Genomic DNA, 25,742 nt, shown 5'->3' on the forward strand with positions numbered 1-25,742 from the left:
GAAATAGTAGGTTGTATAATGGAATAAAAGTAGTTTTTGAAGGAGCATCAAACCTATGAAGAAAAAACAACAACAACCTAAACGTCAGCCGAAGAAAGACGATGCTGCAGTAACGCTTAAAGATATGATAAATCCCGATTTAATAAAAAAGTTAAAAGAGCAGCAGGAGCAGCTCAAGGCAGAAGAAGATAGAAAACGCGAGGAAGAAGAGCAGAGAAAACGGGAAGAAAGAAGATTGAAAGAAAAGAACAAATCCTTTGAAGAGCTGTTAAATGAGAGCGGCATGAATTGGAAGGAATTTAAATAAAAGGAGAGCGGATGCTCTCCTTATTTATTACCGATGCTCCAAATAAACACTACCCTTAGTCAACTCTTTAACCACCGCAACCTCCGCATCGGTCAACGGCTGACTTCTAACCGCAGCAGCATTGCTTCGAATCTGTTCCACGCGGCTCGCACCCGCCACAACTGAGGTGACCGCAGGATTAGCTAGATTATACTGCACCGCAACCTCTGTAAATGAACGGCCTGCCCCCACTTTTTCCTTCAAATGAGGCAAAACCTCACTCAATTCATCTAAACTATAATCGAGATACCCTTTCCCTGAAGCCTTGTTTAGCAGCTTGTCACTCAACAGCCCTTTGGCCAGCGGTCCGCGTGTGACAACGCCCACGCCATGTTCAGCCAATAGCGGCAATGCCTCTTCCTCCGGACGGCGGTCAAGGATACTGTACTGCATCATCACCGATACAATATGTGATGTCTCCACATATTCACAGATGACATTCGGACGGATTGAGGAAATTCCGTAATAGCGGATCACTCCTTCAGAAACTAGTTCCTCAAACGCTTCTATTGTTTCATCAATCGGGTCATCAATCGTGCCGCCATGTAATTGATAGAGATCAATATAATCTGTTCCGAGCCGTTTTAAACTATTTTTCACCGCTTCTTTGATATAGACCTTCGAGGGGTCCCACGTCCAGCTAGAATGATCCGGCTTCCAGCGGTTCCCGACCTTCGTAGCGATAATCACCTTTTCGCGGACACTTTTCAACGTCTTCCCGACAATTTCTTCGTTAACCCCAAAATCATATAAATCCGCAGTATCGAAATAATTGATCCCTTCCTCAAGAGCCGCTTCAATAATTTCTTGAGCCGCTTTTTCATCAGTTCCAATTGACATACATCCAAGTCCAAGTTCCGTCACATACAAGTCAGATCTGCCCAACCTTCGCTTCTTCAAAAAAATCCCCCCTCATCTTTCTATAATTTTAATCAAGAACGGGGGAGACTACAAACAACAGGATCTATTTTTGCTTGACGTTTTGCACCCAGTCGGAAACATTCTCAAACTCTTTCCGATATTCCTTTAGCTTTTGCAGTACTTCCCAGCCTTTGCCGACAAGGATAATCCCCTTTTCATGCACATACACCTTCATTCCATACGCCTCCCAATCAAGTATGGTAAAATGTATGACGTGAATGAACCGGACTAGAACAGGAGTTGACGATAATGAGCAAGCTTGAGGAAAAAACACTTAAAAGCGAAGAAATCTTTTCAGGGAAAATCATCAGCCTTCACTTACAGGAAGTGGAACTGCCGAACGGAAAAACATCCAAGCGGGAAATTATCAAGCATCCAGGGGCGGTAGCCATTTTAGCCGTCACCCCTGAAAATAAAATCATCATGGTCGAGCAATATCGTAAAGCACTAGAACGAACCATCGTGGAAATTCCTGCTGGCAAGCTTGAAAAAGGCGAAGAACCGGATGCTTGCGCCCGCCGGGAATTGGAGGAAGAGACCGGCTACGTGTGCGAAAGCCTTGAGTTGCTTACATCTTTTTTTACCTCGCCGGGCTTTGCCGATGAAATTGTCCATGTTTACCTTGCAAAAGGCTTAACGAAAAAAGAAGATTCCGCAGCCCTTGATGAGGATGAGTTTGTCAATTTGGAAGAATTGACGCTGGAAGAATCCCTTCAATATGTGAAAGAACAAAAGATTTATGACGCAAAAACGATTTACGCAGTCCAATACTTACAACTACAAGAGGCGTTGAATAAATAATGAACCGCTATTATGTGGATTTACATATTCATATTGGCCGCACCTGGACGGGCAAGCCTGTTAAAATAACCGGCGCCAAATCTCTTACATTTACAAATATTATTGAACATGCACGCCATGTAAAAGGGCTAAACATGGTCGGAATCATTGACAGCCATTCTCCGGAAGTCATTTTGGAAATGGAGAGCTTAATTCAAAGTGGAGAGGTTTACGAGCATGAGGATGGGGGCTTGATATTTGGCGATTTGACCGTCATTCCGGGCTCGGAATTGGAAATTTATGATGAAAACTGCAACGGCCCGATTCATCTTCTTTGCTACTTCCCAACACTCGCTGTCATGAGGGATTTTTCTAATTGGCTGTCGGGCCATTTGAAAAATATCCAGCTCAGCTCGCAAAGGATTTATATCACCGGTATGGAGCTGCAGAAAAAGGTCAAAGAAATGGGCGGCATTTTTATTCCGGCTCATGTTTTTACACCTTTTAAAAGCCTATATGGAAAAGGGGTTAAAAAGTCTCTCGAAGAGGTTCTCGACCCCAACAAGATTGACGGTATTGAGCTGGGCTTAAGCTCTGACACACAAATGGCTGACCAGTTAGGCGAACTGCACAATTATACGTTTGTTACGAACTCGGATGCCCATTCTCTGGCAAAAATTGCCCGTGAGTATCAGGTGGTGGCGATGGAGGAACCAACCTTTAAGGAACTATATAAGGCCTTAAAGGGTGAGGATGGGCGTAAAGTAATTGTTAACTTCGGTCTGGATCCACTGCTCGGCAAGTACCATAAAACCGTTTGCGCCGAGTGTCTGAATCCGCTTCAGGAAGATGACCAAATTTGTGATTTGTGTGGTCATAGCAAAATCATTAAAGGAGTGGCTGACCGAATCCTTGAACTAAAAACTGCTGAAACGAGCCCGCCTGGACGCCCGCCTTATGTTCATCAGGTGCCGCTCGAATTTATCCCCGGCCTGGGACCGCGCATGCTGGAAAAACTCGTCAACCACTTCGGAAGCGAAATGGCCATTTTACACGAGGTTCCTTTTGAAGCATTAAAAGAGGTCGTTCCTGAGAAAATCGCGGACTTGATTATGAAAGCACGTGAAGGAAAAATAAACCTTGCGGCTGGCGGCGGGGGAAAGTACGGAAAAATTGCGGATCAATAACTGTGACAGCGCATATGAACTATCTATTAAGCTCGCCAATAGGCGAGCTCTCTTTTATGAAGGATTCATAAAGCTCGAACGATTGAAAAAATGAAGTGCTCGGTCGTTATGGGGGGCACATAACGACCAAGCGGCTGAAAAAACCAAGCGCCCGGTAGTTATGAAGGGTTCATAACGCTCGAATGGCTGAAAAAACCATGTGCCCAGTAGTTATGAAAGGTCTCATAACGCCCGAACGGCTGAAAAGACCAATCGCTCGGTAGTTATGAAGGTCTCATAACGCCCGAACGATTCAAAAACTCAGCGCCCGGTAGTTATGAAAGGTCTTATAACGCCCGAACGGCTGAAAAGACCAATCGCTCGGTAGTTATGAAGGTCTTATAACGCCCGAACGGCTGAAAAGACCAATCGCTCGGTAGTTATGAAGGGCTTATAACGCCCGAACGGCTGAAAAGACTAAGCGCTCGGTAGTTATGAAGGTCTCATAACGCCCGAATGGCTGAAAAGATCAAGTGCCCGGTCGTTATAAAAGGTCTTATAACACCCGAGGGCTGAAAAGACCAAGCGCTCGGTCGTTATGAAGAGCTCATAACTACCAAATGTCTAAAAATACATATACCGTGTTGTTATAAAAAGTTCTATTCGCACAAATACCTTAAGAATTTTCGCTGTTAAAGTTATAAAATAGTTTTTCCAATTATTTTACGGAATCTATCAATTTTAATCATAGAAAAACTAGACTGGCATAGAATGTATTAATCATTAGCAAATGCCAGGAGGAACCGCAAATGAAAAAACGTTTGTACCCATCCAATGCAGTAAGTTTCCGTGAGCATTCCTCAATTTTCTTATTTATTGTTGTGCTGTTTTTTATGGGAGTTATTTTTGGCGCAATCGTCGTCAATAGTATGAGCTTTACGCAAAAGGAAGATTTATTCTATTATTTATCGCAGTTCTTTGGACAAGTCTCCACAGAAAACGCAGGCGAAAACAGCGATTTGTTCTTGCAAAGCTTCCTTCATAATAGTAAATTCATAGGATTAATTTGGATTCTGGGAATTTCCATTATCGGGCTTCCTGTTATTCTCATTCTTCTGTTTGTCAAAGGAATGGTGGTAGGCTTTACAGTTGGGTTCCTTGTCAGCCAAATGGGCTGGAAAGGGTTTCTGCTGGCAGTCTCCTCGATTCTGCCGCAAAACTTGATTATCATCCCAGTCTTTATTATCATGGCGGCCTTGTCAGTCATTTTTTCATTGAGAATGATTAAGAAGCAATTTATGAAGCAGTATGCAAAGCCTTTAGCGCCTTTACTGAAGGGATATATTTTCGCCCTCATCGCGGCGGTCGTGTTTATTTCAGCGGCGTCAATTGTTGAAGCATATTTATCGCCATGGCTGATGAAAACAATGATTACCTCAATTAATATATAATTATTATTAAATAATAATATATATAAACTCCACTTTATAATAATTTTATTTTGAATCTCCTTCCCTATCTGTTATAATGTGTATTAACAGTGGCGTGGGAGGGGCTTCAGGATGGAAACTAGAATTGAGAGAATAAAGAAGCAGTTGCATTCAGCAAGTTATAAGCTAACACCTCAGCGTGAAGCAACCGTCAGAGTTTTATTGGAAAATGAAGAGGATCATTTAAGCGCGGAAGATGTGTACCTCCTCGTTAAAGAAAAATCGCCTGAAATAGGCTTGGCAACTGTTTACCGGACTTTAGAATTATTAACGGAGTTAAAAATTGTCGATAAAATAAATTTTGGTGACGGTGTCTCCCGTTATGACCTTCGTCAGGAAGGTGCTGCCCATTTTCACCACCACCTTGTTTGTATCGAATGTGGTGCTGTTAGTGAAATTCAGGAGGACTTACTTGAAGATGTCGAAGCAGTGGTAGAAAAGAGATGGAATTTTAAAATAAAAGACCATCGTCTTACCTTTCATGGTATCTGCCATCGCTGCCAGGATAAAGTCAAAGATGAAGAACAACCCAAACAGAATAAAATCAAACAGTCCTTTGAATGAAAAGGGCTTTTTCTTTTTTTTGAGCATGCAAAAACCTGATGCAGCAAGGTATAAAACCTGTCCATTTTGGCATACCTTGTTAATAGAAAACTATTTTGGGGGAACGTAACATGCTCTCTTTTATGAAAATCATTCTGCAAACCGTAAAGGTATTTATCATATTCACAGGGTGCACGATTCTTTTTTATTATGGTATCATGTGGGTATCTGAAGAATATCAAAACTATCACCGCTACGACGAACCCGAAGGAACGGCGCTTAAGGTCTCAAATACAATGAGCGAAAGCGATTCTTCTCTAGTAGACCGGCTGATATTTTTTTATTTAAATGGGGAGTAAGGCAATGGAACAGCATTTACAGGAATTCAAGCAATATATGGGCGTTGAAAAAAGACTGGCCCTAAATACATTGCTGTCATATGAGCGCGATTTAAAAAGCTACCTGGACTATTTAAACAAGGTAGAACTGATTCCTTCATTAAATGATGTCCAGCGGGTCCATATCATTCATTTTTTGGAGTTTTTGAAGGAGCAGGGGAAGTCTGCTAAGACATTGGCAAGACACATTGCTTCCATTCGCGCATTTCATCAGTTTTTATTAAGAAGTAAAGTGGTTGAGGATGACCCTACCGTGCAGATTGAAACACCGCGGATGGAACGATCGCTTCCGAAGGTGTTAACCCTAAAGGAAGTGGAACAGCTGTTAGATACTCCTAAAACCAATGATCATTATGGTTTAAGAGACAAGGCTATGCTTGAGCTTCTTTATGCAACAGGAATTCGCGTCAGCGAGCTGATTGACTTGGATATCGAGCATGTCCAATTGACGATGGGGTTTATCCGCTGCAGGGGCAAAGCGGATAAAGAGAGGATCATCCCAATTGGCAAAACGGCTGTCGATGCCGTCAAACACTATCTTGACCAGGGTAGACCCCATTTTGTCTCCCTAAAACATGCTGATAATGCCTTATTTTTAAATCATCAAGGAAAACGCCTCTCTCGTCAGGGCTTTTGGAAGATTTTAAAGAAATTGGCGCTTGGAGCAGGTATTGTTAAAGAGCTAACACCGCACACACTGCGTCATTCTTTTGCAGCCCACTTGGTTGAAAATGGGGCTGATTTAAGGGCCGTCCAGGAAATGCTCGGCCATGCCGATATCTCGACAACACAAATTTATACTCAAGTTACGAAGCCTCGTTTGTCTGATGTTTATCGGAAATTTCATCCGAGAGCTTAATAGATTGATAGAGTCATACAAATGTCATAAGCTGCCGAAAAAACGGGCAGCTTTTTCCTTGTAATTTTCCGTGCATTTAGTAAAATAAAAGAGGTCAGACTTCTGACGAATGCTCGGCTGCTTTTTAGAGTATTAGAGCCTAAATAGGACAACATATTGTTGTGAATTGTTTCTTTTTTAGAAAATGTGAAAACGTTGTCAATGCTGTGTGGCTAGTTAACAGGCGGCCATATCCGTTGAACAATTAAGGAGGAAAAGAGTAAAATGACGGCTAATACATATAAACGTATTTTTATTGTCGTAATGGACTCCGTAGGTATTGGTGAAGCCCCTGATGCCGAAAAATTCGGCGACAAGGGGGCCGATACGCTTGGACATATCGCCGAAAAAATGAATGGGCTCAACATGCCCAATATGGGGAAACTAGGTCTGAGTAATATTCGTGGACTAAAAGGAATTCAAAAGGCGGAAAAACCTCTTGCCTTTTATACAAAAATGAAGGAAGCCTCCAATGGGAAAGATACCATGACGGGGCATTGGGAAATCATGGGGTTAAATATCAAGACACCATTCCGCGTCTTCCCGGATGGTTTTCCCGAGGAGCTTGTTTCGGATCTTGAACAGCGGACAGGAAGAAAGGTCATCGGCAATAAACCGGCAAGCGGAACGGCAATCATCGATGAACTCGGCGAAGAGCATATGAAAACAGGTGCATTAATCGTCTATACATCGGCCGATTCCGTCCTGCAAATTGCGGCCCATGAAGAAATTATTCCGATTGAGGAGCAATATCGTATTTGTAAAATAGCCCGTGAATTAACCCTGGATGAGAAATATATGGTTGGAAGAGTCATTGCCCGACCGTTTGTAGGAGAACCGGGTAGTTTTAAACGGACGCCGAACCGCCATGACTATGCCTTAAAGCCTTTTGACAGAACCGTCATGAGTGAATTAAAGGATGCCGGCTTTGATGTGATAGCAATTGGAAAAATATCCGATATTTTTGATGGTGAAGGTGTAACCCAATCATTAAGAACAGTTTCGAATATGGATGGGATGGATAAATTGGTTGAAACCTTTGATATGGACTTCACAGGCATCAGCTTTTTAAATCTAGTTGACTTTGATGCCCTGTATGGCCACCGCCGTGATCCGGAAGGGTATGGGCGTGCCCTGGAGGAATATGATGCCCGGCTTCCTGAGGTATTCGCCAAAATGAAGGAAGATGACCTGTTAATTATTACGGCGGACCATGGAAATGACCCTGTCGCCCCCGGAACAGACCATACCCGTGAATATGTGCCACTTCTTGTCTACTCAAAGGGTAATCAAGCGGGCCGTGAACTTCCTTTACGTGATACCTTTGCCGATATAGGCGCAACCGTTGCTGAGAACTTTAACGTGAAAATGCCGAACTATGGAAAAAGCTTCTTAAACGAATTGAAATAATGAAATGAATGCTTCTATAAAAAGGGAGAATGAGGATGGATTACGAAAATATTCAAAAGGCAGTCAGCTTTTTAAAAGAAAAATATGAGAAGGTTCCGAAAATAGGTCTTATTTTAGGATCAGGTCTTGGTGTACTGGCAGAGGAAATCGAGCAGCCGGTCAAAATACCATATAACGAAATTCCCGATTTTCCAGTTTCAACTGTTGAAGGCCATGCCGGCCAGCTTGTTTTTGGTTTGCTTAACGGAGTAGAAGTTGTTGCGATGCAGGGCCGGTTTCATTTTTACGAAGGCTATAGCATGGATAAGGTAACCTTTCCTGTAAGAGTGATGAAGGAACTGGGGGTCGAGATTTTAATTGTCACGAATGCCGCCGGTGGGGTAAATGAAAGCTTTACACCGGGCGACTTAATGATTATTAACGACCATATAAATAATATGGGCACAAATCCGCTGATTGGCCCAAATGACAGCCATTTCGGTGTCCGCTTCCCAGATATGTCGGAAGCCTATACAAAGGAATTGCGGACAATGGCTAAGGAGATTGCTTCCCGCTTAAATATTGATGTGAGGGATGGTGTTTATTTTGGAAATCCCGGACCTGTTTATGAAACACCTGCTGAAATCCGAATGGTTCGCACCCTTGGCGGGGATGCGGTTGGAATGTCAACTGTGCCGGAGGTTATTGTTGCCCGTCACAGCGGCATGAAGGTGCTTGGCATTTCCTGCATTTCCAATATGGCAGCGGGGATCCTCGACCAGCCACTAACCCATGACGAGGTTATCGAAACAACAGAAAAAGTAAAAGCAAATTTCCTTTTGTATATTAAAGAAATTGTAAAGAGTCTTGCTTAATTTTGATGGTAAAGTGGTGAATAATAATGAGAATGGTTGATTTGATTGAGAAGAAACGTGACGGACATGAACTGTCTACTGAAGAGATTAATTTTATCATTCAAGGCTATACCGAGGGATCCATCCCCGATTATCAAGTAAGTGCTTTTACCATGGCGGTTGTTTTTCGAGGTATGACGGAAAAGGAACGGGCTGATTTAACGATGGCGATGGTGAAATCAGGTGATCAGATTGACTTATCGCAAATCGAGGGAATCAAAGTCGATAAGCATTCAACTGGAGGAGTGGGCGATACGACAACACTAGTTCTCGGCCCACTTGTGGCATCAGTCGGTGTTCCGGTTGCGAAAATGTCCGGACGCGGGTTGGGGCATACTGGGGGAACCATTGATAAACTAGAATCAGTGGCTGGCTTCCATGTGGAAATTGACAGTTCGGAATTTACCGAGCTAGTGAATAAAAATAAAATTGCTGTCATTGGTCAAAGCGGGAATTTGACGCCTGCTGATAAGAAACTGTATGCGCTGAGAGATGTAACGGGAACTGTTGAAAGCATTCCGTTGATTGCCAGCTCGATTATGAGCAAAAAAATTGCCGCTGGTGCGGACGCGATTGTTCTTGATGTGAAAACAGGAGCTGGAGCATTTATGAAGACCCTTGAGGATTCAAGGGAATTAGCTCGTGCGATGGTCGGGATCGGCAACAAGGTCGGCCGGCGAACTATGGCGGTGATTTCCGATATGAGCCAGCCGCTCGGGTTTGCCATCGGAAACGCTTTAGAAGTAAAAGAAGCAATTGACACCTTAAAGGGTGAAGGTCCTGAGGATTTAACAGAGCTGTGTTTGACCTTAGGCAGCCATATGGTGTTCTTAGGAGGAAAGGCGCCGTCACTAAAAGAAGCGCGCTCCTTATTGGAGGAGGCAATCCAAAACGGGTCGGCTCTGGAAAAATTAAAGATATTCTTAAGCTCCCAAGGCGGAGATGCAACTGTAGTCGATAATCCGGAAAAACTGCCACAGGCAAAATATTCGTTTGAACTGGAAGCCAAAGAGGACGGCTATGTTTCCGAAATTGTTGCTGATGAAGTGGGGACCGCAGCCATGCTTCTCGGGGCAGGCCGGGCAACAAAGGAATCTGTGATTGACCTCGCAGTTGGCCTCGTCCTCAGAAAGAAAATCGGCGACCAGGTAAACAAAGGTGAATCCCTAGTCACCATTTATAGCAATTTCGAAGACATCAAAGAAGTATCAGAAAAGCTTTATGAAAATATTAAAATCTCTTCATCCAAAGTAGAAGCACCGACCCTCATATACGAAGAAATAACGGAATAAATAAAGTCTTAGGCGGGTGTCAGACACCATGTGAAATTTTCACGTGGTGCCTGACACCTTTTTATGTATAAAGTTGGTAATTTTGGAAAAAATGTTGGCTATAAAGATTGGAGGGTTTTGCAATGAAGCGTCGTTTAGTCTATTTAATAGTTCTGCTATTTATGTTTACAAGTTTAGGGGGGCCTCATGCCTTTGCGGCGGAGGAGAAAAAAGCGGAGGAAAAGCAAGGGACTGAGATTGTCACGGGTGTCCGTTCTGCTATTTTAATGGAAAGAGATACCGGAAAGATTCTTTATGATCAAAATGGCAACGAGAAGTTACCTCCTGCTAGCATGACAAAAATCATGACCATGTTATTAATCATGGAGGCGATTGACAAAGGAAAACTGAAGTGGGATGAGAAAATCCGCACTAGTGAGTATGCCGCTTCAATGGGAGGCTCGCAAATTTTTCTTGAACCGGGCGAAGAAATGACCACCAAGCAAATGCTGCTAGGGATTGCCATCGGTTCAGGTAACGATGCTTCTGTTGCGATGGCCGAAAGAATTGGCGGTTCCGAAGAAGCATTCGTTGACATGATGAATGCAAAGGTAAAGGAACTAGGCTTAAAGCAAACTTTCTTTAAAAATACGACTGGCCTGCCAGAAAGCGGTCATTATAGCTCTGCACATGACATGGCCGTATTGGCAAAAGAATTATTGAAATATGAAGACATTACGAAATTCACGGGAATGTATGAAGCCTATCTCCGTGAAAATACGGATAAAAAATTCTGGCTGGTCAATACAAATAAATTAGTTCGTTTCTATCCAGGAGTGGATGGCTTAAAGACTGGATTTACGGCTGAAGCAAAATACTGCTTAACAGCAACTGCACAAAAGGATGGAATGCGAGTCATTGCAGTAGTATTTGGGGCTCCGACATCCAAGGACCGCAATGCCCAAGTCACAAAAATGCTTGACTATGCGTTCAGCCAATATCAAACGCATCCAGTCTACAAAAGAAATCAAACCATTGGTGAAGCAAAAGTAAGTAAAGGCCAGGACAAAACAGTCAAGGCTGTAACAAGCGAGCCGCTTTCTCTTCTTACGAAAAAGGGAGAAAAGACCAAGGACGTGAAGCAAAAGATCACTCTTGAAAAGAAACTAAAGGCTCCCATTCAAAAAGGTGACCGAGTAGGAACCATTAAGCTAATTAAAGATGGCAAGGTGGTTTTGGAAAGTCCTCTGGTTGCCAAAAGTACTGTCCAGGAGGCAGGTTGGTGGACCCTTTATAAACGTTCCTTCGGCATGTTTACCAAGGCTGGAAAATAAGGGGAATGTCGAATCGCGAAACGAAATCACTACTTTTAGCGAAAATCGACTAGTTTTGTATGTTGAGAAGGAAATGAATGGACAAAAGGCGAATTGACTCACTATACCTGAATAAGGAGGACGAGGGATAGTGAGTCTTAACATTGAACTTGAAACTAAACACGATGTTTTGCTGATTCGTTTAAGCGGTGAATTGGACCACCATACAGCTGATGAGCTTCGCGAAAAAGCCTCAAGTGTAATTGAAAACAATGGAATCCGCCACATTGTCTTGAATCTGGCACAACTAACCTTTATGGATAGCTCTGGGCTTGGTGTTATATTAGGCAGATATAAGCAAATTAAACAGGTGCACGGTGAAATGGTCGTTTGCGCAATTTCCCCTGCAATCCAAAGATTATTCGATATGTCGGGCATGTTTAAAATTATCAAAATGGAACCGACTGAAGAATTTGCATTGCAGAGATTGGGGGTGGCCTAACGTGAAGAACGAAATGACTCTTCAGTTTAGCGCATTAAGCCAGAATGAATCCTTTGCCCGTGTAACGGTTGCTGCCTTTATCGCCCAGCTTGACCCGACTATGGATGAGCTGACAGAGCTAAAAACGGTTGTTTCAGAGGCAGTTACAAATGCAATTATTCATGGGTATGAAAATGACCCGAATGGAATTGTTTATATTCATGTTTCAATAGAGAATAGTTTCATTGAATTGTCCATTAAGGATAATGGATTAGGTATAGCAGATGTGGAAGAAGCTCGTCAGCCATTATTTACAACAAAGCCGGAACTCGAAAGATCCGGCATGGGCTTTACCATCATGGAGAATTTTATGGATGAGTTAGAGGTCTTCACACAGCCTGGCAGCGGGACCGAGGTTAGACTACGAAAGCATTTAAAATCTAGCAAAATGCTTTGCAATTAAGGAGACTTGCCGATGGATGTGGAGGTCAAAAACGAAAAAAATCAAACGTATTTAAAGGATCATGAAGTCAAGGAGCTCATTCAAAGAAGCCAGGGCGGGGATCAGGAAGCGCGCGATTTAATCGTTGAAAAAAATATGCGGCTTGTTTGGTCTGTTGTTCAGAGGTTCCTGAATAGAGGCTATGACCCGGATGACCTATTTCAAATCGGCTGTATCGGTCTATTAAAATCAGTTGATAAGTTTGACCTATCTTATGATGTCAAGTTTTCTACGTATGCTGTCCCGATGATCATTGGAGAAATCCAGCGGTTTATCCGTGATGATGGTACGGTCAAGGTCAGCCGATCGCTGAAGGAGATGGGGAACAAAATCCGCAAGGCCAAGGATGAGCTGTCGAAAACACTTGGCAGAATTCCAACCGTTAATGAAATATCAGAATACCTAGAGATTTCACCTGAGGACGTCATACTTGCCCAGGAAGCAGGCAGGACACCTTCATCTATTCATGAAACAGTCTATGAAAATGATGGGGATCCAATTACCCTGCTTGATCAAATTGATGATGGTAACGAAGGCAAATGGTTTGATAAAATTGCATTAAAAGAAGCCATCCGCGAGCTTGATGAGAGGGAGCGGCTAATTGTCTATTTGCGCTATTATAAGGACCAAACCCAATCAGAAGTAGCGGTAAGACTGGGAATTTCCCAGGTTCAAGTTTCAAGACTAGAAAAAAAGATACTTTTGCAAATGAAGGACCGAATGGATCTCTAATCCATTTGGTCTTTTTTATTTATGAAAAAAATCATTCCATTTTTTGTTTTCATAAAAAGGCAGTTTTTACCCATACTACATATACGAGAAATCTTTGTGTGGGAAGTGATGTTTTGGAAAAAACAATCTACATTCGCATGCGGAATCGTGTTCAAGTTCCTCCGGAGGGAAAGGTTTTATTAAAAGATGCTGCTCAGATGATTGCCACTGAAGAGGTCCTTCATGATTTACAATCGATGGAGATTTACCAATTAAAAAATGAGGACGGAAATATTGTTGTGATCGATATCATGAAAGTCATTCGGTTAATAACGGCCAGGTTTGAGGATGTTGAGGTCCAAACAATCGGACCGGCGCAGACGATTATTGAAGTAGTAGCCAAGAAAAAAGGAGTTTCGATTCCTTTTTTTCTTTTAATATGGTTTCTTTTATTTTTCGGTTCGGCCATGACACTGATGAATTTTCATGATGATGTCAGTATGAAAAGTGTGCAGGAGAAAATCTACACAATCATTACAGGTAAGAAGGAAGCAAAACCGCTGCTTTTTCAAATTCCCTATTCAATTGGCTTAGGACTAGGCATGATTCTCTTTTTCAATCATGTCTTCAAGAAGAGAATTAATGATGAACCAAGTCCGCTCGAGGTTGAGATGTTTAATTATCAGATGGATTTGGATAATTATGTGATTCTCCATGAAAATAAAGAAAGTATGAAACGGGTTCATGACGATTAAAATTATTGCTGTTATGTTTCTGGGAATTGCCAGTGGGTTGGCCGTTGGCTCGGGATTTGTTGCATTTCTTACCGTTCTGGGGGTTATCCCCAGATTAACTCAGCTTACCAAAACGATGAAAATGATTTATCAGTATGAATGGGGAGTCGTTATCGGGGCTTTAACGGGAGTTTTTGCCAGCTTAAGGGACCCCGTATTGGATATATCCGCTTATTTCTTAATCCCCTTGGGGCTTTTTGGCGGTGTCTTTGTTGGGATGCTGGCTGCAGGTCTTACAGAGGCTTTAAACGTTTTCCCAATCCTTGCTAAGCGAATTCATTTAGATGGGAAGATTGTCATTTTAATAATGGCAATTGTTTTAGGAAAAATATTTGGTTCCATCTTTCAATGGCTTTACTTTGTCCATCATTAAAATCTTTAAAAGGGAAGGACATCAAAGTATGAGCACCAAAAGGAATGTTATTTTAGTAACAGATGGCGATGAACACACCAGGAGGTCTTTAGAGCAGGTTGCCAAGACGGTCGGCGGACGCTGTATTACACAGTCCAAGGGAAATCCCTCCAAATTGTCGGGGCCGGAGCTTGTCAAACTTATTAAGAAAGCACCCCACGACCCGGTTCTTGTTATGTTTGATGACAGCGGCATTGTTGGAGAAGGCGCCGGAGAGAAGGCCTTAAAATACGTGGCGGAACATGAGGACATCAATGTTCTCGGCGTCGTTGCTGTTGCAGCCAAATCTAGGCACGAGGAATGGACAAAGGTAGATGTAAGTATTGATCGGGACGGGGAATTAACACCATATGGAGTAGATAAATATGGTATACCTGAACTGGAAATTGGGAGACTAAATGGAGATACCGTTTATTGCCTGGATCAATTAAATGTACCACTTATTGTAGGAGTAGGAGATATCGGCAAAATGGCGAGACACGATTCCTACAAGCTTGGTGCGCCGATAACAGAAAAAGCTGTAGAACTTATCCTTGAAAGGAGTGGATTTTATGACGACGACACAATCCAAAGTGGAACATTGGCCGATTCCTGAATCAGTGAATGAAGTAGAAAACTACATGAAGCAGAGTGTCGGCTTAGGGATAAGCTTTGATTTGGGGGTCAGGAAATTAACAATCTTAAAGAAAGACATCCAAATCTACTATGTTAATGGTTTGTGCGATACGATGTACATTATTCAATTGATCAAAGAACTGGTTGGCATCAATAATCGGGAAAAGCTTTCTACAGACCTTTTTAAGCTAATTGAAAATAGATTAGTAAACCAATCGGTAGAGCAAATTACCCATCTTGATCAATTGGTGGATAAGGTTTTATCCGGTTTAATCGCGATTGTCATTGACGGTGAAAGTACAGGGTTTGCGATTGATGTCAGAAGTTATCCAGGAAGGTCGCCTCAAGAGCCTGATACGGAAAAGGTAGTGAGAGGCGCCCGTGATGGATTCGTTGAAAATATTATTTTAAATACAGCTTTAACAAGACGGAGAATTCGTGACGAACGGCTCCGCTTTGAGATGATTAAGGTAGGCAGGCGCTCAAAAGCAGACATTGCGTTAGGCTATCTGGAGGATGTGGCCGACCCGGATTTGCTTAATATACTGAGACAGGAATTAAAAGCCATTGATATTGACGGAATTCCGATGGCGGATAAAACTCTCGAGGAATTTATCGTAAAGCAGGGCTTTAATCCATATCCCATTGTAAGATACACAGAGAGGGCAGATGTTGCTGCTGCCCATATATTAGAGGGGCATGTAATTATTTATTGTGACACCTCGCCAAGTGTCATTATTACACCTACTACATATTTTCATCATGTCCAGCATGCCGAGGAATTTCGAGAATCACCTGCAATGGGAACCTTCGTCCGTTGGATGCGATTTTTAGGAGTTTCAGCATCCATTTTTTTACTTCCGTTTTGGCTGTTAGTGGTCCTAGAACCATCCTTGTTGCCAGAGAAAATCGCCTTTATTGGTCCAAATGAGCAGACTAATATTCCATTAATTGTCCAACTGTTTTTGGCGGATTTTGGGTTAGAGTTTTTGAAGCTTGCTGCCATTCATACACCAACACCGTTGTCAACGGCTATGGGCTTAATTGCTGCTGTATTAATTGGACAAATTGCCATTGATGTCGGTCTCTTTGTGCCTGAGGTCATCCTTTATGTAGCGGTCGCCGGCATCGGAACCTTCACGACCCCAAGCTATGAATTAAGTGTTGCCAATAAAATCGCTAGAATGATCTTGATGTTAGCAGTGGCATTTTTCCATGCACCAGGTTTTATCATTGGCTCAACCATCTTTTTTATCTTTCTTGTTCGTATGCGGGCGCTCAACACCCCATATTTATGGCCGTTTCTTCCGTTCGAACCAAAAGGATTTTTACAAATTGTCTTCCGGCGGGCTATACCGGGTGCTGTGCTTAGGCCAAGTATTGTCCATCCAAGAAACCGTTACCGTCAGCCTCCAAATGGGTAAGTTTTTTCAAAACAAATTGCAGAATGTGCATAATTATGCTAAAGTGTTTAATTAAATAAAGGATTAAAGAAATAAAAATAGGCAGTTTCTAATGCGGATTCTGTCTATTTGTTTATTATTTTTACTCATTGTCTACATAGACTGTAGTGAGTCGTTAGGGAGAGAGGGAAGGGAATGTATTTTTACGGTACAACAGGTGTGAATAAGGATGGGCATCTGGAAATTGGCGGTCTCGACGCTGTCGAGCTCGCGAAAAACTTTGGAACTCCCTTGTATGTTTATGATGTTGCTTTAATCAGGGAACGAGCAAGGGGATTTAAAAAAACCTTTGAACAACAAAATGTAAGGGCTCAGGTTGCATATGCCAGCAAGGCATTTTCTACTGTGGCAATGGTGCAGCTCGCGGAGGAAGAAGGTCTATCATTGGACGTTGTTTCCGGCGGTGAATTATATACAGCTATAACAGCTGGTTTCCCTCCAGAAAAGATTCACTTTCATGGAAATAATAAGAGCAGGGAAGAATTAGAAATGGCAGTGGACCAAAAAATCGGCTGCATTGTCGTTGATAATTTTTATGAAATGGAACTGTTAAAAGCAATCTGTTTGGAGAAACAGGTGAAGACAAATATTTTGCTGAGGGTCACTCCTGGCATCGAGGCACATACCCACGATTATATATTAACTGGTCAGGAAGATTCGAAATTTGGCTTTGACTTGCAAAACGGCCAAGCGGAAAATGCATTAACAGCCGCTATTCCGTTTGACCATTTTAATGTGCTTGGGATCCATTGTCACATTGGTTCGCAAATCTTTGAAACAACCGGATTCATATTAGCAGCACAAAAAATAGTTGAAAAGCTGGCAGAATGGAAGGAACGTATTGGCTTTGAGTCAGAAGTTTTAAATCTTGGCGGCGGTTTTGGAATCCGCTATACAAAAGAGGACGAGCCAATTCCACCGTCGCAATATGTCAGTGAAATCATTAAAGAGGTTAAAAAGCTGGCTGGTGAATATTCACTTAAAATGCCAGAAATTTGGATTGAACCAGGCCGCTCTCTTGTAGGAGATGCCGGGATTACTCTTTATCAGGTCGGAGCTTCCAAAGATGTTCCGGGTGTCAGGAAATATTTGGCGGTTGATGGCGGGATGAGTGATAATATCCGTCCGGCACTCTACCAGGCAAAATACGAGGCGGTCTTTGCCAACAGGCCGCTGGCACAAGCATCAGAAACTGTCTCGATTGCCGGCAAATGCTGTGAATCAGGAGATATGCTGATTTGGGATTTGCCATTGCCGGAGCATGAGGATGAGGATATTTTAGCCGTATTCTGTACTGGTGCTTACGGCTATTCCATGGCCAACAACTATAACCGGATTCCACGTCCGGCAGTAGTTTTCGTCGAAGATGGTAAAGCCACCCTCGTCGTGAAAAGAGAATCATACGAAGATCTTGTAAGATATGATTTACCATTAAAATAATAAAACTGCCGCTCGCGAGCGGCAGTTTTCATTTATAAAAAAAACTATGAGAATAGGGCCTTAATGGCATCAATGAGCCAAATGAAGAATTGTTTAACCTTCTCCAGGAATCCCTGCCCTTCCTCAGATTGCAGGAATTTGGAAATACGGTCTTTTGCTTTGTTGAGTTGGTCACTAACCTGATTCCAGTCAATATTCAAGCTTTTCAATTTATTAAATAAGTCCATCAGCCTTTGAATCTGTTCCTCAGTAAGGGTTACATTTAGTTCTTTCGCCGCTTGCTCGATAATGGCCCGTAATTCCTGATCGTTTTTCGGCTGGTTCTTGGCAATTTCCTCTTTTATTTTTGCGATTAAGGCGGCTGCATTTTCTGCACCGATGGCGTCACCAAGCTTTGCTGTTTCTACCATTTCCTGATTGGCCGCCTGCTTTACTTCCTCAGGGATTGTTTTATCGGCGGAAATTTCATACGCCTTAATAATCCCTGTCAGTGCTGCGGTGCCCGAAACAGAGATAGGAGCGGTTATATAGATGTCAGCATCCTTCACGCCAGCCGTGATCAGAGCATTGACATACATTTCATCTGTAACCCAGTTAATGTTTTTCGTTTTTACTTTTATGCCAGAGCCGCTTGGTGCAATTGTAATCGCTGATGAAGAAATCGCCTTCGTTCCAATCAATGATTTTGAGACATATTTCCCTAGATATTGATGCTCTTCTTGATTAGATACGGTCACAATTTGAACATCCTTCGGCGCGCCCATTTCCTCCAACAATTGATTTTTTTGCGTTTCTGTTAAATTTTCACCTAATGTTACAATCATATCTCCTTCAGCCATGTCTGCAAAACTGCGGATAGGAACGAGAAATAAACAGACTGCCGTGAGGAGTATCAATAATTTTTTCATAATAGCCTCCTTGATTTTTAAAACGCTTTTGACAATAATAAAGATTCTTCTTTAATAATATAACCGATTCCATTATTATATAACGATAAAAACAAATTAGAAGTTTCATAGGTTCAAATTATTCACGAAAATTTGTCTGACTTAGGAGAAATGGATTATTTTTGTATTTTGGTGTAGAATGTAGGACAGGTAAGTAAGTTAATGGGGGATTTGTATGAATAGAAATAACTGGGCTTTATTTGGCATTCTTATTGTGATATCAATTATTTGGGGAATTATCTATTGGATGTTCATAGCGCCAGGCAAGTAGAGATTTTCCATTGAAGAATGATGACGAATTCGGTATGATTGTGGTTAGTGAACATAAAGATTTTCAAATACATATACTGCATAAAGAAAATCATTAAACCAGTTTGAAAAATACACTATTGTTAAACCAAACCATTGGTTTATTGAAAATAATGAGGGATACGTATGTTAATTCGCTATAAGAAAACATTCGAAAAAATTGCGATGGGGTTAATGTCTTTTATGCCAACTGAAAAAGATCTCAAGAAACTCCAGCAAACCATGAAGGAATACGAAACAGAAGAGAATCATAGGCTGTTCCTTTGGAAGGAAGAAGATATTATTGGACTGATTGGGGCGATTTATCATCAGGATACCAATACTTTGGAAATTCAACATGTTTCTGTTAATCCCTCACACCGCTTCCAAGGAGTAGGCAAAAGAATGGTTAAAGCTTTAAAGGAAATGTATCCGGATAAAAATATTACTTCGAACGCGAACACAGCTTCTTTTATTGAGAAATGTGATGTTTGCTAAATATAGGAAAAGGCAGCGGCCTCATGCCCCGCTGCCTTTTTTTAATATCGCGTTGTTTCTTTCTGCAATGACACTTGACCGGTCCCGTAATTTGTGGCGATGAATGATCTCTAGATCCGCCAAATCACTTTCGCTTTGCCAGTCAAACCCTTTTTCATCACACAATTTCATACACGCTTGGAGCAATTCAGGATCGCTTATGGGCAGATTCATACATTTATATTCTTCGCGATTTTGCAGACCTATTAACTGTTCTTTTATGGTCTGAAGGAAAAGCCGGCCGTCCAAACCCAGATCCGGTAGTAAGGAAGATTGGTTAGAAATGATTGTAATAGCCTTTTCCAATGTTCTCTGTGCACCGTTAAAATTCTTGCGGCGATGGTGGTAAGCCGATACTGCCAATAATATAAACCCTACCCAAATAGACTCTTTGTTGCCGGGGTCAGACCCTTTCCAAAAGTCTTCGAGGATCTCATGGCACTCAAAATAATCCCTGTCGCCATGAAAATGACTTAAAAATTCGATATATTCTTTTGGGTACAAGCATTTCCCCTCCAGTTTCTTTATATATGTACAGTTTACCATATTCGGCAATTATAGGTCATGACCAGGCTGTAAAACAATAGACCCGTTAGAAACGGGTCCTTTAGTTATTAAAATCATTTTTAATTACCAAACCCAGGAAGCACCAATGATAATTAATAAAATGAACAGTACGACGATTAACGCAAAGCCGCCGCCGAGTCCGAAGCCTGCTGCTCCATCAGCCATAATTATTACCTCCCGTCACTTTTTCTCTTTCCATGTCATCATATGTGATGAATTTGTCCATTGTTATGGGCTAACTTACCAGTATTTACGGAAGGGCAGAGTGTTCGGTTGATTTTTCTATTGGATAACCATCCTGAATCCTCTATACTATTAGTAGTCGTTTGTATAATATGATTTTAGAATTTTGGTGAGATGAATGCCTTATCAGGTGAAAATTGATGCATTTGAAGGGCCGCTTGATTTGCTGCTCCATTTAATAAACAGGCTTGAAATTGATATTTATGATATTCCCGTGGCACAGATAACGGAACAATATCTAATCTATATTCATACCATGAAGGAATTAAAATTGGATGTTGCCAGTGAATATTTGGTAATGGCGGCAACACTGCTGGCGATAAAAAGCAAAATGCTTCTTCCTAAGCATGAGGAAGAGTTTGAAGACGTTGATCAACTCGAGACAGCCTACGAGGAAGACCCGAGGGATGAACTGGTTGAGCGATTGATAGAATACAGAAAGTACAAGGAGGCTGCTCACGATTTAAAAACGATGGAAGAAGAGCGATCCCTTATGTATACCAAACCGCCAAGTGATTTATCCGACTTTACGAAGGAAGTACAGCCTGGGAAAAAAGATATGAATGTTTCCCTTTACGATATGCTGGCTGCGTTCCAAAAACTAATGAGAAGAAAGAAACTGCAGCGGCCGCTTGCCGCGAAAATTACTCGGCAGGAAATTTCCATTGAGACAAGAATGACCGAGATCATGGAAGAATTAAAGCATCTTAAGGGCAGGAGAAATTTTACTGAATTATTTCCTTTTCCGGCAAAGGACCATATCGTTGTTACTTTTCTAGCTATTTTAGAACTGATGAAAAGAAAGGAAGTTAACGTCCATCAACAAGAAAACTTTGGGGACATTTTAATTGAAGCAGTAATAGAAGGAGCAGATGTTGGTGGATATCATTAATTGGACAAGTATATTGGAAAGCCTGTTGTTCGCGGCAGGAGACGAAGGGCTTTCCCTTAAACAAATCGCCGAGGTCCTCGAAGTGGATGATCTTCATGCAAGTGAGATTATTGAGAATTTAAAACAAGAGTATGAATCTAATGAAAATCGAGGAATTATGATAGTTCAACTGGCCGGGACGTTTCAGCTTGCCACAAAGAAAGGCAATGCCGACTACTTAAAAAAGCTTGTTGATTCTCCACATACCTCGACATTGTCGCAGGCTGCTTTGGAGACTTTGGCAATTATCGCGTATAAACAGCCAATCACCAGGGCTGAAATTGAGGAAATCCGTGGTGTTAAAACGGAACGGCCGTTAAACACGCTTATGGCGAAGGCCCTGATCAAAGAAGTCGGCCGTGCTGAGGGGACTGGACGCGCCATTTTGTATGGTACTACCAAAGAATTTCTTGATTATTTTGGCTTGAAGAACTTGAATGAACTGCCGCCTCTTCCCGAAAAAGTGGAGGATGAATTTGTTCAGGAGGAAGCCGATTTATTTTTTGAAAAATTTCAAGAAACATTGAACTCATAATATCCGCACAGAGAATATGTGATAAAATAAAGCTATCCATATTTTTTTATGCAACAATGGTTTAAGCATATTTACAAGGAGCGGGATTTAAGTTGCTGATTAAAGAATGTAAAGGGTATGAATTAGAAAAAGAAAAATCCAATACTTCAGAGGATTTCTTTAACAGAAGTGAGATAACATTTATGGAAGATGGGACTGAAAAAACATTACATGTTTTGTATGTCCGTTATTTTGATTCTATTTTTCAAGAATTTACTCCATTTAAGCAAGATCCCATTTTTGCCCAAGATGGACTTGAGGTGAGCTTTAAAGATATTGTTGCCCTTGTTTGTTTGCTGAAAAACCCAGGCTTACGCGGGCGCAAACGGCTTTATATTAATTCCAAACAAGAATTTGCTTCCTATTTTCAAGGTATCAATTTCGAAAAATTGCCGGAAATCTTTTCAAGCCTAAAGCAAAAAAACGGCTATCAGCTGCGTTCGCCGCTAGAGTTTATCTTGCAGCCTAATTAAACATAGGAGGGGTTAAGAATGGGGAATTCATTAGTTCATTCACAATTACTCGATGTCAAAAATTTCCTTGCAAAGACTATTACCGCGATTGGGGATTTTTTAAATGAAACAACAATTTCACAATTGCAATTAGAAAATGATGAAGACGTTAACTATCATAAATTAATCTTTTCAACGTTAAGAAAGCTTGCTGTGTACAGCGAGGAGGGTTTCGAAGCGTGTACGGTTATTTTGCAGGGAGATCCGTTTCAAAAAGCGGCTGCTGAGAAAACATTGTATAAGATTTATCATCAATGCATCGAGGAATTCTTCTCACCAAAAAATGATGCCTGGTTTGAAAACAGCCGTTCTGCTTATACCGGGAAAAATTCCATCAAGTTTTATCGGACTACAGCCGAACAAATCCAGCAATTGGTAAAAAGCTTGGAAGGTGAGTTTCAGCGCATAAGAGAAGAACTGGAATATTATGAAACAGATTATCGCACGAAGATGATTCAATCCAAATAATTAATATTTTAAGGCTGTCCTTGCAAAGGTCAGCCTTTTCTCTTGTTCTTACCGACCTTTTTTCCTCATACCTTTTAGGGAGACTCGTGCAGCGGAAAGGAAGGGGAGAAAATGAGCCGGTTTAGCGGGTATGTAAATGAATTATTTAAATGGAATGAGCAGATGCGGCATTTTCTGCAGTCCGAACGGGTCAGCCAAAACTCTGAATTATGGGATGAACTTGATGAATTTACGGATATGATTGAAGGTTCAAGAAAAGAGCTTTCCAATGAAGAACTGATCGGTCTTCAGGCAAGAGCTGAACAAATCCATGGTAAATTGGAAAATTATTTTAGCCAAAAACGTGACCAGGAGATAGGGACCATTTGGGCAATTGAAAAACAAATCCCACCGGGAGGCCATAAACTACCCGAGCTGCCCTATCCTTATAACGCGTTAGAGCCATATATCTCTGAGGAAATCTTGCGGCTTCACCATGATAAACACCACCGTGCATATGTTGAGGGTTTAAACAAGGCAGAGTTAAACCTAAAATCAGCAAGGGAAAGAAACGATTTTTCCCTCGTCAAGCATTGGTCAAGGGAGCTGGCATTCCACGGGTCCGGTCATTATCTTCATTCGATATTTTGGAAAAACATGAGCCCAAATGGCGGAGGAAACCCGTACGGATTAGTGCAAAAGGAAATCAGCAATTATTTCGGAACCATCACGGCTTTTAAGAACCATTTCACCGAGGCCGCCAAACAGGTTGAAGGGTCAGGCTGGGCGTTATTGGTTTGGTCGCCAAGAGCACACCATTTGGAAATTTTACAAACGGAACGGCACATGCTGCTGACACAGTGGGATACCATCCCACTGCTTGTCCTAGACGTATGGGAGCATGCCTATTATCTTCAATATCAAAACAACCGGGCCGAGTACATCAATAACTGGTGGAATGTTGTAAACTGGCACGATGTAGAAATGAGATTTGAAAAAACAGTGGACACGAAATGGTCTCCCCTATGACAAGGAAGCGGCGCCGCCGCTTTCTTTTTTGTCATATCACACTTTGTCCTGCATAAAATTTACTAAATAACGAGGAGGACGAGGTATATCTAATGAGAAGTATATTGAAAATAGCCTGTTTTTGCCTCATAGTCTCACTATTTGCCGCTAATCATCCTCAGAGAGCCGAGGCTTCCTTTGATGTTAGTGCTGCTAGTGCGGTTCTAATTGAGCAAAATTCCGGCCGCATTCTTTATGAAAAGGATGCTTTTACGAAAAGACGAATCGCCAGCATTACGAAAATTATGACCGCGATTCTAGCAATCGAATCTGGAAAACTAGATCAATATGTAAAGGTAAGTGAACAAGCAGTCCGTGCAGAGGGCTCATCCGTGTACTTGAAGCCGGGTGAAAAAATAAAACTTGAGGATTTAGTCTATGGGTTAATGCTGCGGTCCGGAAATGATACAGCTGTTGCCATCGCCGAATATGTCGGTGGAAGTGTTGATGGCTTTGCTTTTTTAATGAACCAAAAGGCAAAGGAAATCGGCATGTTAAACACTCATTTTGCAAATCCCCATGGCTTGGATGACCATGAAAACCATTATTCAACCGCCTATGATATGGCCATTTTGACACGTTATGCGATGCATAACAAAATCTATCAAAAAATTTCCGGTACAAAGGTGCATCGCGCTCCTAATCCAACCGAAAGCTGGGACAGGGTATGGAAGAACAAAAATCGGTTATTAACAAAATATAAATATACAACCGGAGGTAAGACAGGCTATACAAAACGGGCGAAGCGGACGCTGGTAACGACAGCGGCAAAAGGTGATATGAATTTAATCGCGGTCACCTTGAACGACCCAAATGATTGGGATGATCATATTTCCATGTATGAATACGGATTTAAAGATTATGATATGGCAGAAGTCTTAACAAAAGGAAAAATTGATATCAAAAGTCCGAAATATTTTCAAAATCATTTGTTCTTAAAGAAATCAATTGTTTACCCGGCAACCAGCCAAGAGATGGACTTATTCAGCATTAAGTATAAGTTAAACAAGCCTGATAAAAAATGGGATGATGAAAATAAACAAGAGAGAGTAGTCGGAAAAGCTATTGTTTATTTGGATGGAAGGGCCGTAAAGGAATCGCCTATTTACTATCAAAGCTTGCCGAAAAAGGAGAAGGGTCTGTTCGAAAGTGTTAAAAAAATATTTTTTTCACTAATAGGTGTGAACGCGCATGGTTAATTATATCTGGGTTGGAATGACCGTCATTGGGATTGTGTTTGCCCTGTTTAATGGGACCATTGAGGATGTAAACAGGGCGGTATTTGATGGGGCGAAAGAAGCGGTTACCTTATGTATCGGCCTGATCAGCGTGCTTGTCTTTTGGCTTGGAATGATGCGGATTGCGGAAGAATCAGGACTTCTTGAAAAACTGGCTAAATTATTTCGCCCGCTTGTAAAGATATTGTTTCCGGACGTACCAGTCCAACATCCAGCGATGGGATATATGCTGTCAAATATGATTTCCAACATGTTTGGCCTTGGGAATGCCGCAACGCCGCTTGGCATCAAAGCAATGGAGGAGCTAAAAAAGTTAAATGGCGGAAAAAACTCAGCTTCAAGGTCCATGGTCACATTTTTGGCGATTAATACGGCGAGCATTACCATTATCCCGACAACCGTCATTGCTATCAGAATGACCTATCATTCAACATCCCCTACCGAAATTGTTGTTCCAACCATTATTGCCACCATCCTTTCGGCGATAGGGGCCGTTCTCATCGACCGTTACTTCTATTATCGCAGAAGCCGAAAAGGATGATT

At 41.8% G+C, this 25,742-nt stretch carries 32 protein-coding genes; 27 read left to right on the forward strand and 5 right to left on the reverse strand.

Annotated features, from left to right (window positions below):
* Positions 1-55 precede the first annotated feature (55 nt).
* Positions 56-307 carry a YqkE family protein gene (locus ACNQGS_RS08760; RefSeq protein WP_491487009.1) on the forward strand — a complete coding sequence of 84 codons (252 nt, stop codon included), beginning with the start codon at positions 56-58 and terminating at the stop codon, positions 305-307.
* Between the two features lie 27 nt (positions 308-334).
* On the opposite strand, the gene ACNQGS_RS08765 is transcribed toward ACNQGS_RS08760, so the two are convergent.
* Together ACNQGS_RS08765 and mciZ are read right to left on the reverse strand one after the other, a co-directional pair.
* Entirely contained in the window at positions 335-1,246 is a 912-nt protein-coding gene (locus tag ACNQGS_RS08765) for an aldo/keto reductase (RefSeq protein ID WP_491487010.1), read from the reverse strand.
* Between the two features lie 64 nt (positions 1,247-1,310).
* Entirely contained in the window at positions 1,311-1,442 is a 132-nt protein-coding gene (gene mciZ / locus ACNQGS_RS08770; protein WP_213120290.1) for a Z-ring formation inhibitor MciZ, read from the reverse strand.
* A gap of 74 nt (positions 1,443-1,516) precedes the next feature.
* On the opposite strand from mciZ, the gene ACNQGS_RS08775 reads away from it, so the two are divergent.
* From ACNQGS_RS08775 to lysA, 18 genes are all read left to right on the forward strand, one after another.
* A complete protein-coding gene (locus ACNQGS_RS08775) occupies positions 1,517-2,068 on the forward strand; it encodes an NUDIX domain-containing protein (protein WP_491487011.1) in 552 nt (183 codons plus the stop codon).
* On the forward strand, positions 2,068-3,234 hold the full coding sequence (locus ACNQGS_RS08780) for an endonuclease Q family protein (protein ID WP_491487012.1): 1,167 nt from the start codon (positions 2,068-2,070) through the stop codon (positions 3,232-3,234). The genes ACNQGS_RS08775 and ACNQGS_RS08780 overlap by 1 nt, the downstream gene beginning before the upstream one ends.
* Before the next feature lie 788 nt (positions 3,235-4,022).
* A complete protein-coding gene (gene spoIIM, locus ACNQGS_RS08785) occupies positions 4,023-4,664 on the forward strand; it encodes a stage II sporulation protein M (RefSeq protein ID WP_491487013.1) in 642 nt (213 codons plus the stop codon).
* Between the two features lie 111 nt (positions 4,665-4,775).
* Entirely contained in the window at positions 4,776-5,267 is a 492-nt protein-coding gene (gene fur / locus ACNQGS_RS08790; protein ID WP_491487014.1) for a ferric iron uptake transcriptional regulator, read from the forward strand.
* Between the two features lie 110 nt (positions 5,268-5,377).
* Positions 5,378-5,605: a YqzK family protein gene (locus ACNQGS_RS08795; protein WP_213120295.1), complete on the forward strand. Its 228-nt coding sequence runs from the start codon at positions 5,378-5,380 to the stop codon at positions 5,603-5,605.
* A 4-nt stretch (positions 5,606-5,609) separates the two neighbouring features.
* Positions 5,610-6,503 (forward strand): site-specific tyrosine recombinase XerD, encoded by an 894-nt coding sequence (gene xerD / locus ACNQGS_RS08800; RefSeq protein ID WP_491487015.1) that lies wholly within the window; start codon positions 5,610-5,612, stop codon positions 6,501-6,503.
* A 264-nt stretch (positions 6,504-6,767) separates the two neighbouring features.
* Positions 6,768-7,952: a phosphopentomutase gene (deoB, locus tag ACNQGS_RS08805; protein WP_491487016.1), complete on the forward strand. Its 1,185-nt coding sequence runs from the start codon at positions 6,768-6,770 to the stop codon at positions 7,950-7,952.
* A gap of 35 nt (positions 7,953-7,987) precedes the next feature.
* Positions 7,988-8,806: a purine-nucleoside phosphorylase gene (locus tag ACNQGS_RS08810; RefSeq protein WP_491487017.1), complete on the forward strand. Its 819-nt coding sequence runs from the start codon at positions 7,988-7,990 to the stop codon at positions 8,804-8,806.
* Between the two features lie 26 nt (positions 8,807-8,832).
* The gene (locus ACNQGS_RS08815; RefSeq protein WP_491487018.1) at positions 8,833-10,137 is read left to right on the forward strand and encodes a pyrimidine-nucleoside phosphorylase; all 1,305 of its coding nucleotides are present in this window, start codon (positions 8,833-8,835) and stop codon (positions 10,135-10,137) included.
* Positions 10,138-10,259: 122 nt separating this feature from the next.
* Positions 10,260-11,450, forward strand: coding sequence for a D-alanyl-D-alanine carboxypeptidase family protein (locus ACNQGS_RS08820; RefSeq protein WP_491487019.1), 1,191 nt, complete (start codon positions 10,260-10,262; stop codon positions 11,448-11,450).
* Between the two features lie 130 nt (positions 11,451-11,580).
* Positions 11,581-11,931 (forward strand): anti-sigma F factor antagonist, encoded by a 351-nt coding sequence (gene spoIIAA, locus ACNQGS_RS08825; protein ID WP_213144969.1) that lies wholly within the window; start codon positions 11,581-11,583, stop codon positions 11,929-11,931.
* Position 11,932: 1 nt separating this feature from the next.
* Complete coding sequence (spoIIAB, locus tag ACNQGS_RS08830) at positions 11,933-12,373, forward strand: anti-sigma F factor (RefSeq protein ID WP_491487020.1); 441 nt, start codon at positions 11,933-11,935, stop codon at positions 12,371-12,373.
* A gap of 12 nt (positions 12,374-12,385) precedes the next feature.
* Complete coding sequence (sigF, locus tag ACNQGS_RS08835) at positions 12,386-13,144, forward strand: RNA polymerase sporulation sigma factor SigF (RefSeq protein ID WP_491487021.1); 759 nt, start codon at positions 12,386-12,388, stop codon at positions 13,142-13,144.
* A gap of 113 nt (positions 13,145-13,257) precedes the next feature.
* Complete coding sequence (locus ACNQGS_RS08840; RefSeq protein ID WP_491487022.1) at positions 13,258-13,878, forward strand: stage V sporulation protein AA; 621 nt, start codon at positions 13,258-13,260, stop codon at positions 13,876-13,878.
* Positions 13,868-14,290, forward strand: coding sequence for a stage V sporulation protein AB (locus tag ACNQGS_RS08845; protein WP_213120304.1), 423 nt, complete (start codon positions 13,868-13,870; stop codon positions 14,288-14,290). The genes ACNQGS_RS08840 and ACNQGS_RS08845 overlap by 11 nt, the downstream gene beginning before the upstream one ends.
* Before the next feature lie 28 nt (positions 14,291-14,318).
* Positions 14,319-14,924, forward strand: coding sequence for a stage V sporulation protein SpoVABEA (gene spoVAEA / locus ACNQGS_RS08850; protein ID WP_464490999.1), 606 nt, complete (start codon positions 14,319-14,321; stop codon positions 14,922-14,924).
* The gene (locus tag ACNQGS_RS08855) at positions 14,881-16,368 is read left to right on the forward strand and encodes a spore germination protein (RefSeq protein ID WP_491487023.1); all 1,488 of its coding nucleotides are present in this window, start codon (positions 14,881-14,883) and stop codon (positions 16,366-16,368) included. Before spoVAEA ends, ACNQGS_RS08855 begins: the two co-directional genes overlap by 44 nt.
* 174 nt (positions 16,369-16,542) lie before the next feature.
* A complete protein-coding gene (lysA, locus tag ACNQGS_RS08860; RefSeq protein ID WP_491487024.1) occupies positions 16,543-17,847 on the forward strand; it encodes a diaminopimelate decarboxylase in 1,305 nt (434 codons plus the stop codon).
* A gap of 44 nt (positions 17,848-17,891) precedes the next feature.
* Here the strand turns inward: lysA and ACNQGS_RS08865 are convergent, their stop codons facing one another.
* Positions 17,892-18,758 carry a DUF1002 domain-containing protein gene (locus ACNQGS_RS08865; protein ID WP_423802659.1) on the reverse strand — a complete coding sequence of 289 codons (867 nt, stop codon included), beginning with the start codon at positions 18,756-18,758 and terminating at the stop codon, positions 17,892-17,894.
* A 471-nt stretch (positions 18,759-19,229) separates the two neighbouring features.
* Here ACNQGS_RS08865 and ACNQGS_RS08870 point away from each other — a divergent pair, with 471 nt between their 5' ends.
* Positions 19,230-19,580, forward strand: a complete 351-nt coding sequence (locus ACNQGS_RS08870; protein ID WP_423798995.1) for a GNAT family N-acetyltransferase — start codon at positions 19,230-19,232, stop codon at positions 19,578-19,580.
* Positions 19,581-19,601: 21 nt separating this feature from the next.
* On the opposite strand, the gene ACNQGS_RS08875 is transcribed toward ACNQGS_RS08870, so the two are convergent.
* Together ACNQGS_RS08875 and ACNQGS_RS08880 are read right to left on the reverse strand one after the other, a co-directional pair.
* Complete coding sequence (locus tag ACNQGS_RS08875) at positions 19,602-20,123, reverse strand: DUF309 domain-containing protein (RefSeq protein ID WP_491487025.1); 522 nt, start codon at positions 20,121-20,123, stop codon at positions 19,602-19,604.
* A gap of 126 nt (positions 20,124-20,249) precedes the next feature.
* Entirely contained in the window at positions 20,250-20,351 is a 102-nt protein-coding gene (locus ACNQGS_RS08880; protein WP_213144979.1) for a YjcZ family sporulation protein, read from the reverse strand.
* 196 nt (positions 20,352-20,547) lie between these two features.
* On the opposite strand from ACNQGS_RS08880, the gene ACNQGS_RS08885 reads away from it, so the two are divergent.
* The 7 genes from ACNQGS_RS08885 to ACNQGS_RS08915 all read left to right on the forward strand — a co-directional run bounded on the left by ACNQGS_RS08885 (position 20,548) and on the right by ACNQGS_RS08915 (position 25,740).
* Positions 20,548-21,321 carry a segregation/condensation protein A gene (locus ACNQGS_RS08885; RefSeq protein ID WP_491487026.1) on the forward strand — a complete coding sequence of 258 codons (774 nt, stop codon included), beginning with the start codon at positions 20,548-20,550 and terminating at the stop codon, positions 21,319-21,321.
* Positions 21,308-21,895 (forward strand): SMC-Scp complex subunit ScpB, encoded by a 588-nt coding sequence (scpB, locus tag ACNQGS_RS08890; protein ID WP_491487027.1) that lies wholly within the window; start codon positions 21,308-21,310, stop codon positions 21,893-21,895. Before ACNQGS_RS08885 ends, scpB begins: the two co-directional genes overlap by 14 nt.
* Positions 21,896-21,987: 92 nt before the next feature.
* Positions 21,988-22,407, forward strand: coding sequence for a hypothetical protein (locus tag ACNQGS_RS08895; protein WP_491487028.1), 420 nt, complete (start codon positions 21,988-21,990; stop codon positions 22,405-22,407).
* 18 nt (positions 22,408-22,425) lie between these two features.
* On the forward strand, positions 22,426-22,914 hold the full coding sequence (locus tag ACNQGS_RS08900) for a YpuI family protein (RefSeq protein WP_491487029.1): 489 nt from the start codon (positions 22,426-22,428) through the stop codon (positions 22,912-22,914).
* Positions 22,915-23,025: 111 nt separating this feature from the next.
* A complete protein-coding gene (locus ACNQGS_RS08905) occupies positions 23,026-23,922 on the forward strand; it encodes a superoxide dismutase (protein ID WP_491487030.1) in 897 nt (298 codons plus the stop codon).
* 92 nt (positions 23,923-24,014) lie between these two features.
* Positions 24,015-25,160 carry a D-alanyl-D-alanine carboxypeptidase family protein gene (locus tag ACNQGS_RS08910; protein ID WP_423798988.1) on the forward strand — a complete coding sequence of 382 codons (1,146 nt, stop codon included), beginning with the start codon at positions 24,015-24,017 and terminating at the stop codon, positions 25,158-25,160.
* A complete protein-coding gene (locus ACNQGS_RS08915; RefSeq protein WP_213144986.1) occupies positions 25,153-25,740 on the forward strand; it encodes a nucleoside recognition domain-containing protein in 588 nt (195 codons plus the stop codon). The genes ACNQGS_RS08910 and ACNQGS_RS08915 overlap by 8 nt, the downstream gene beginning before the upstream one ends.
* The last annotated feature ends 2 nt before the right edge of the window (positions 25,741-25,742 follow it).

This window comes from Neobacillus sp. PVCKKU3, from assembly GCF_058323225.1.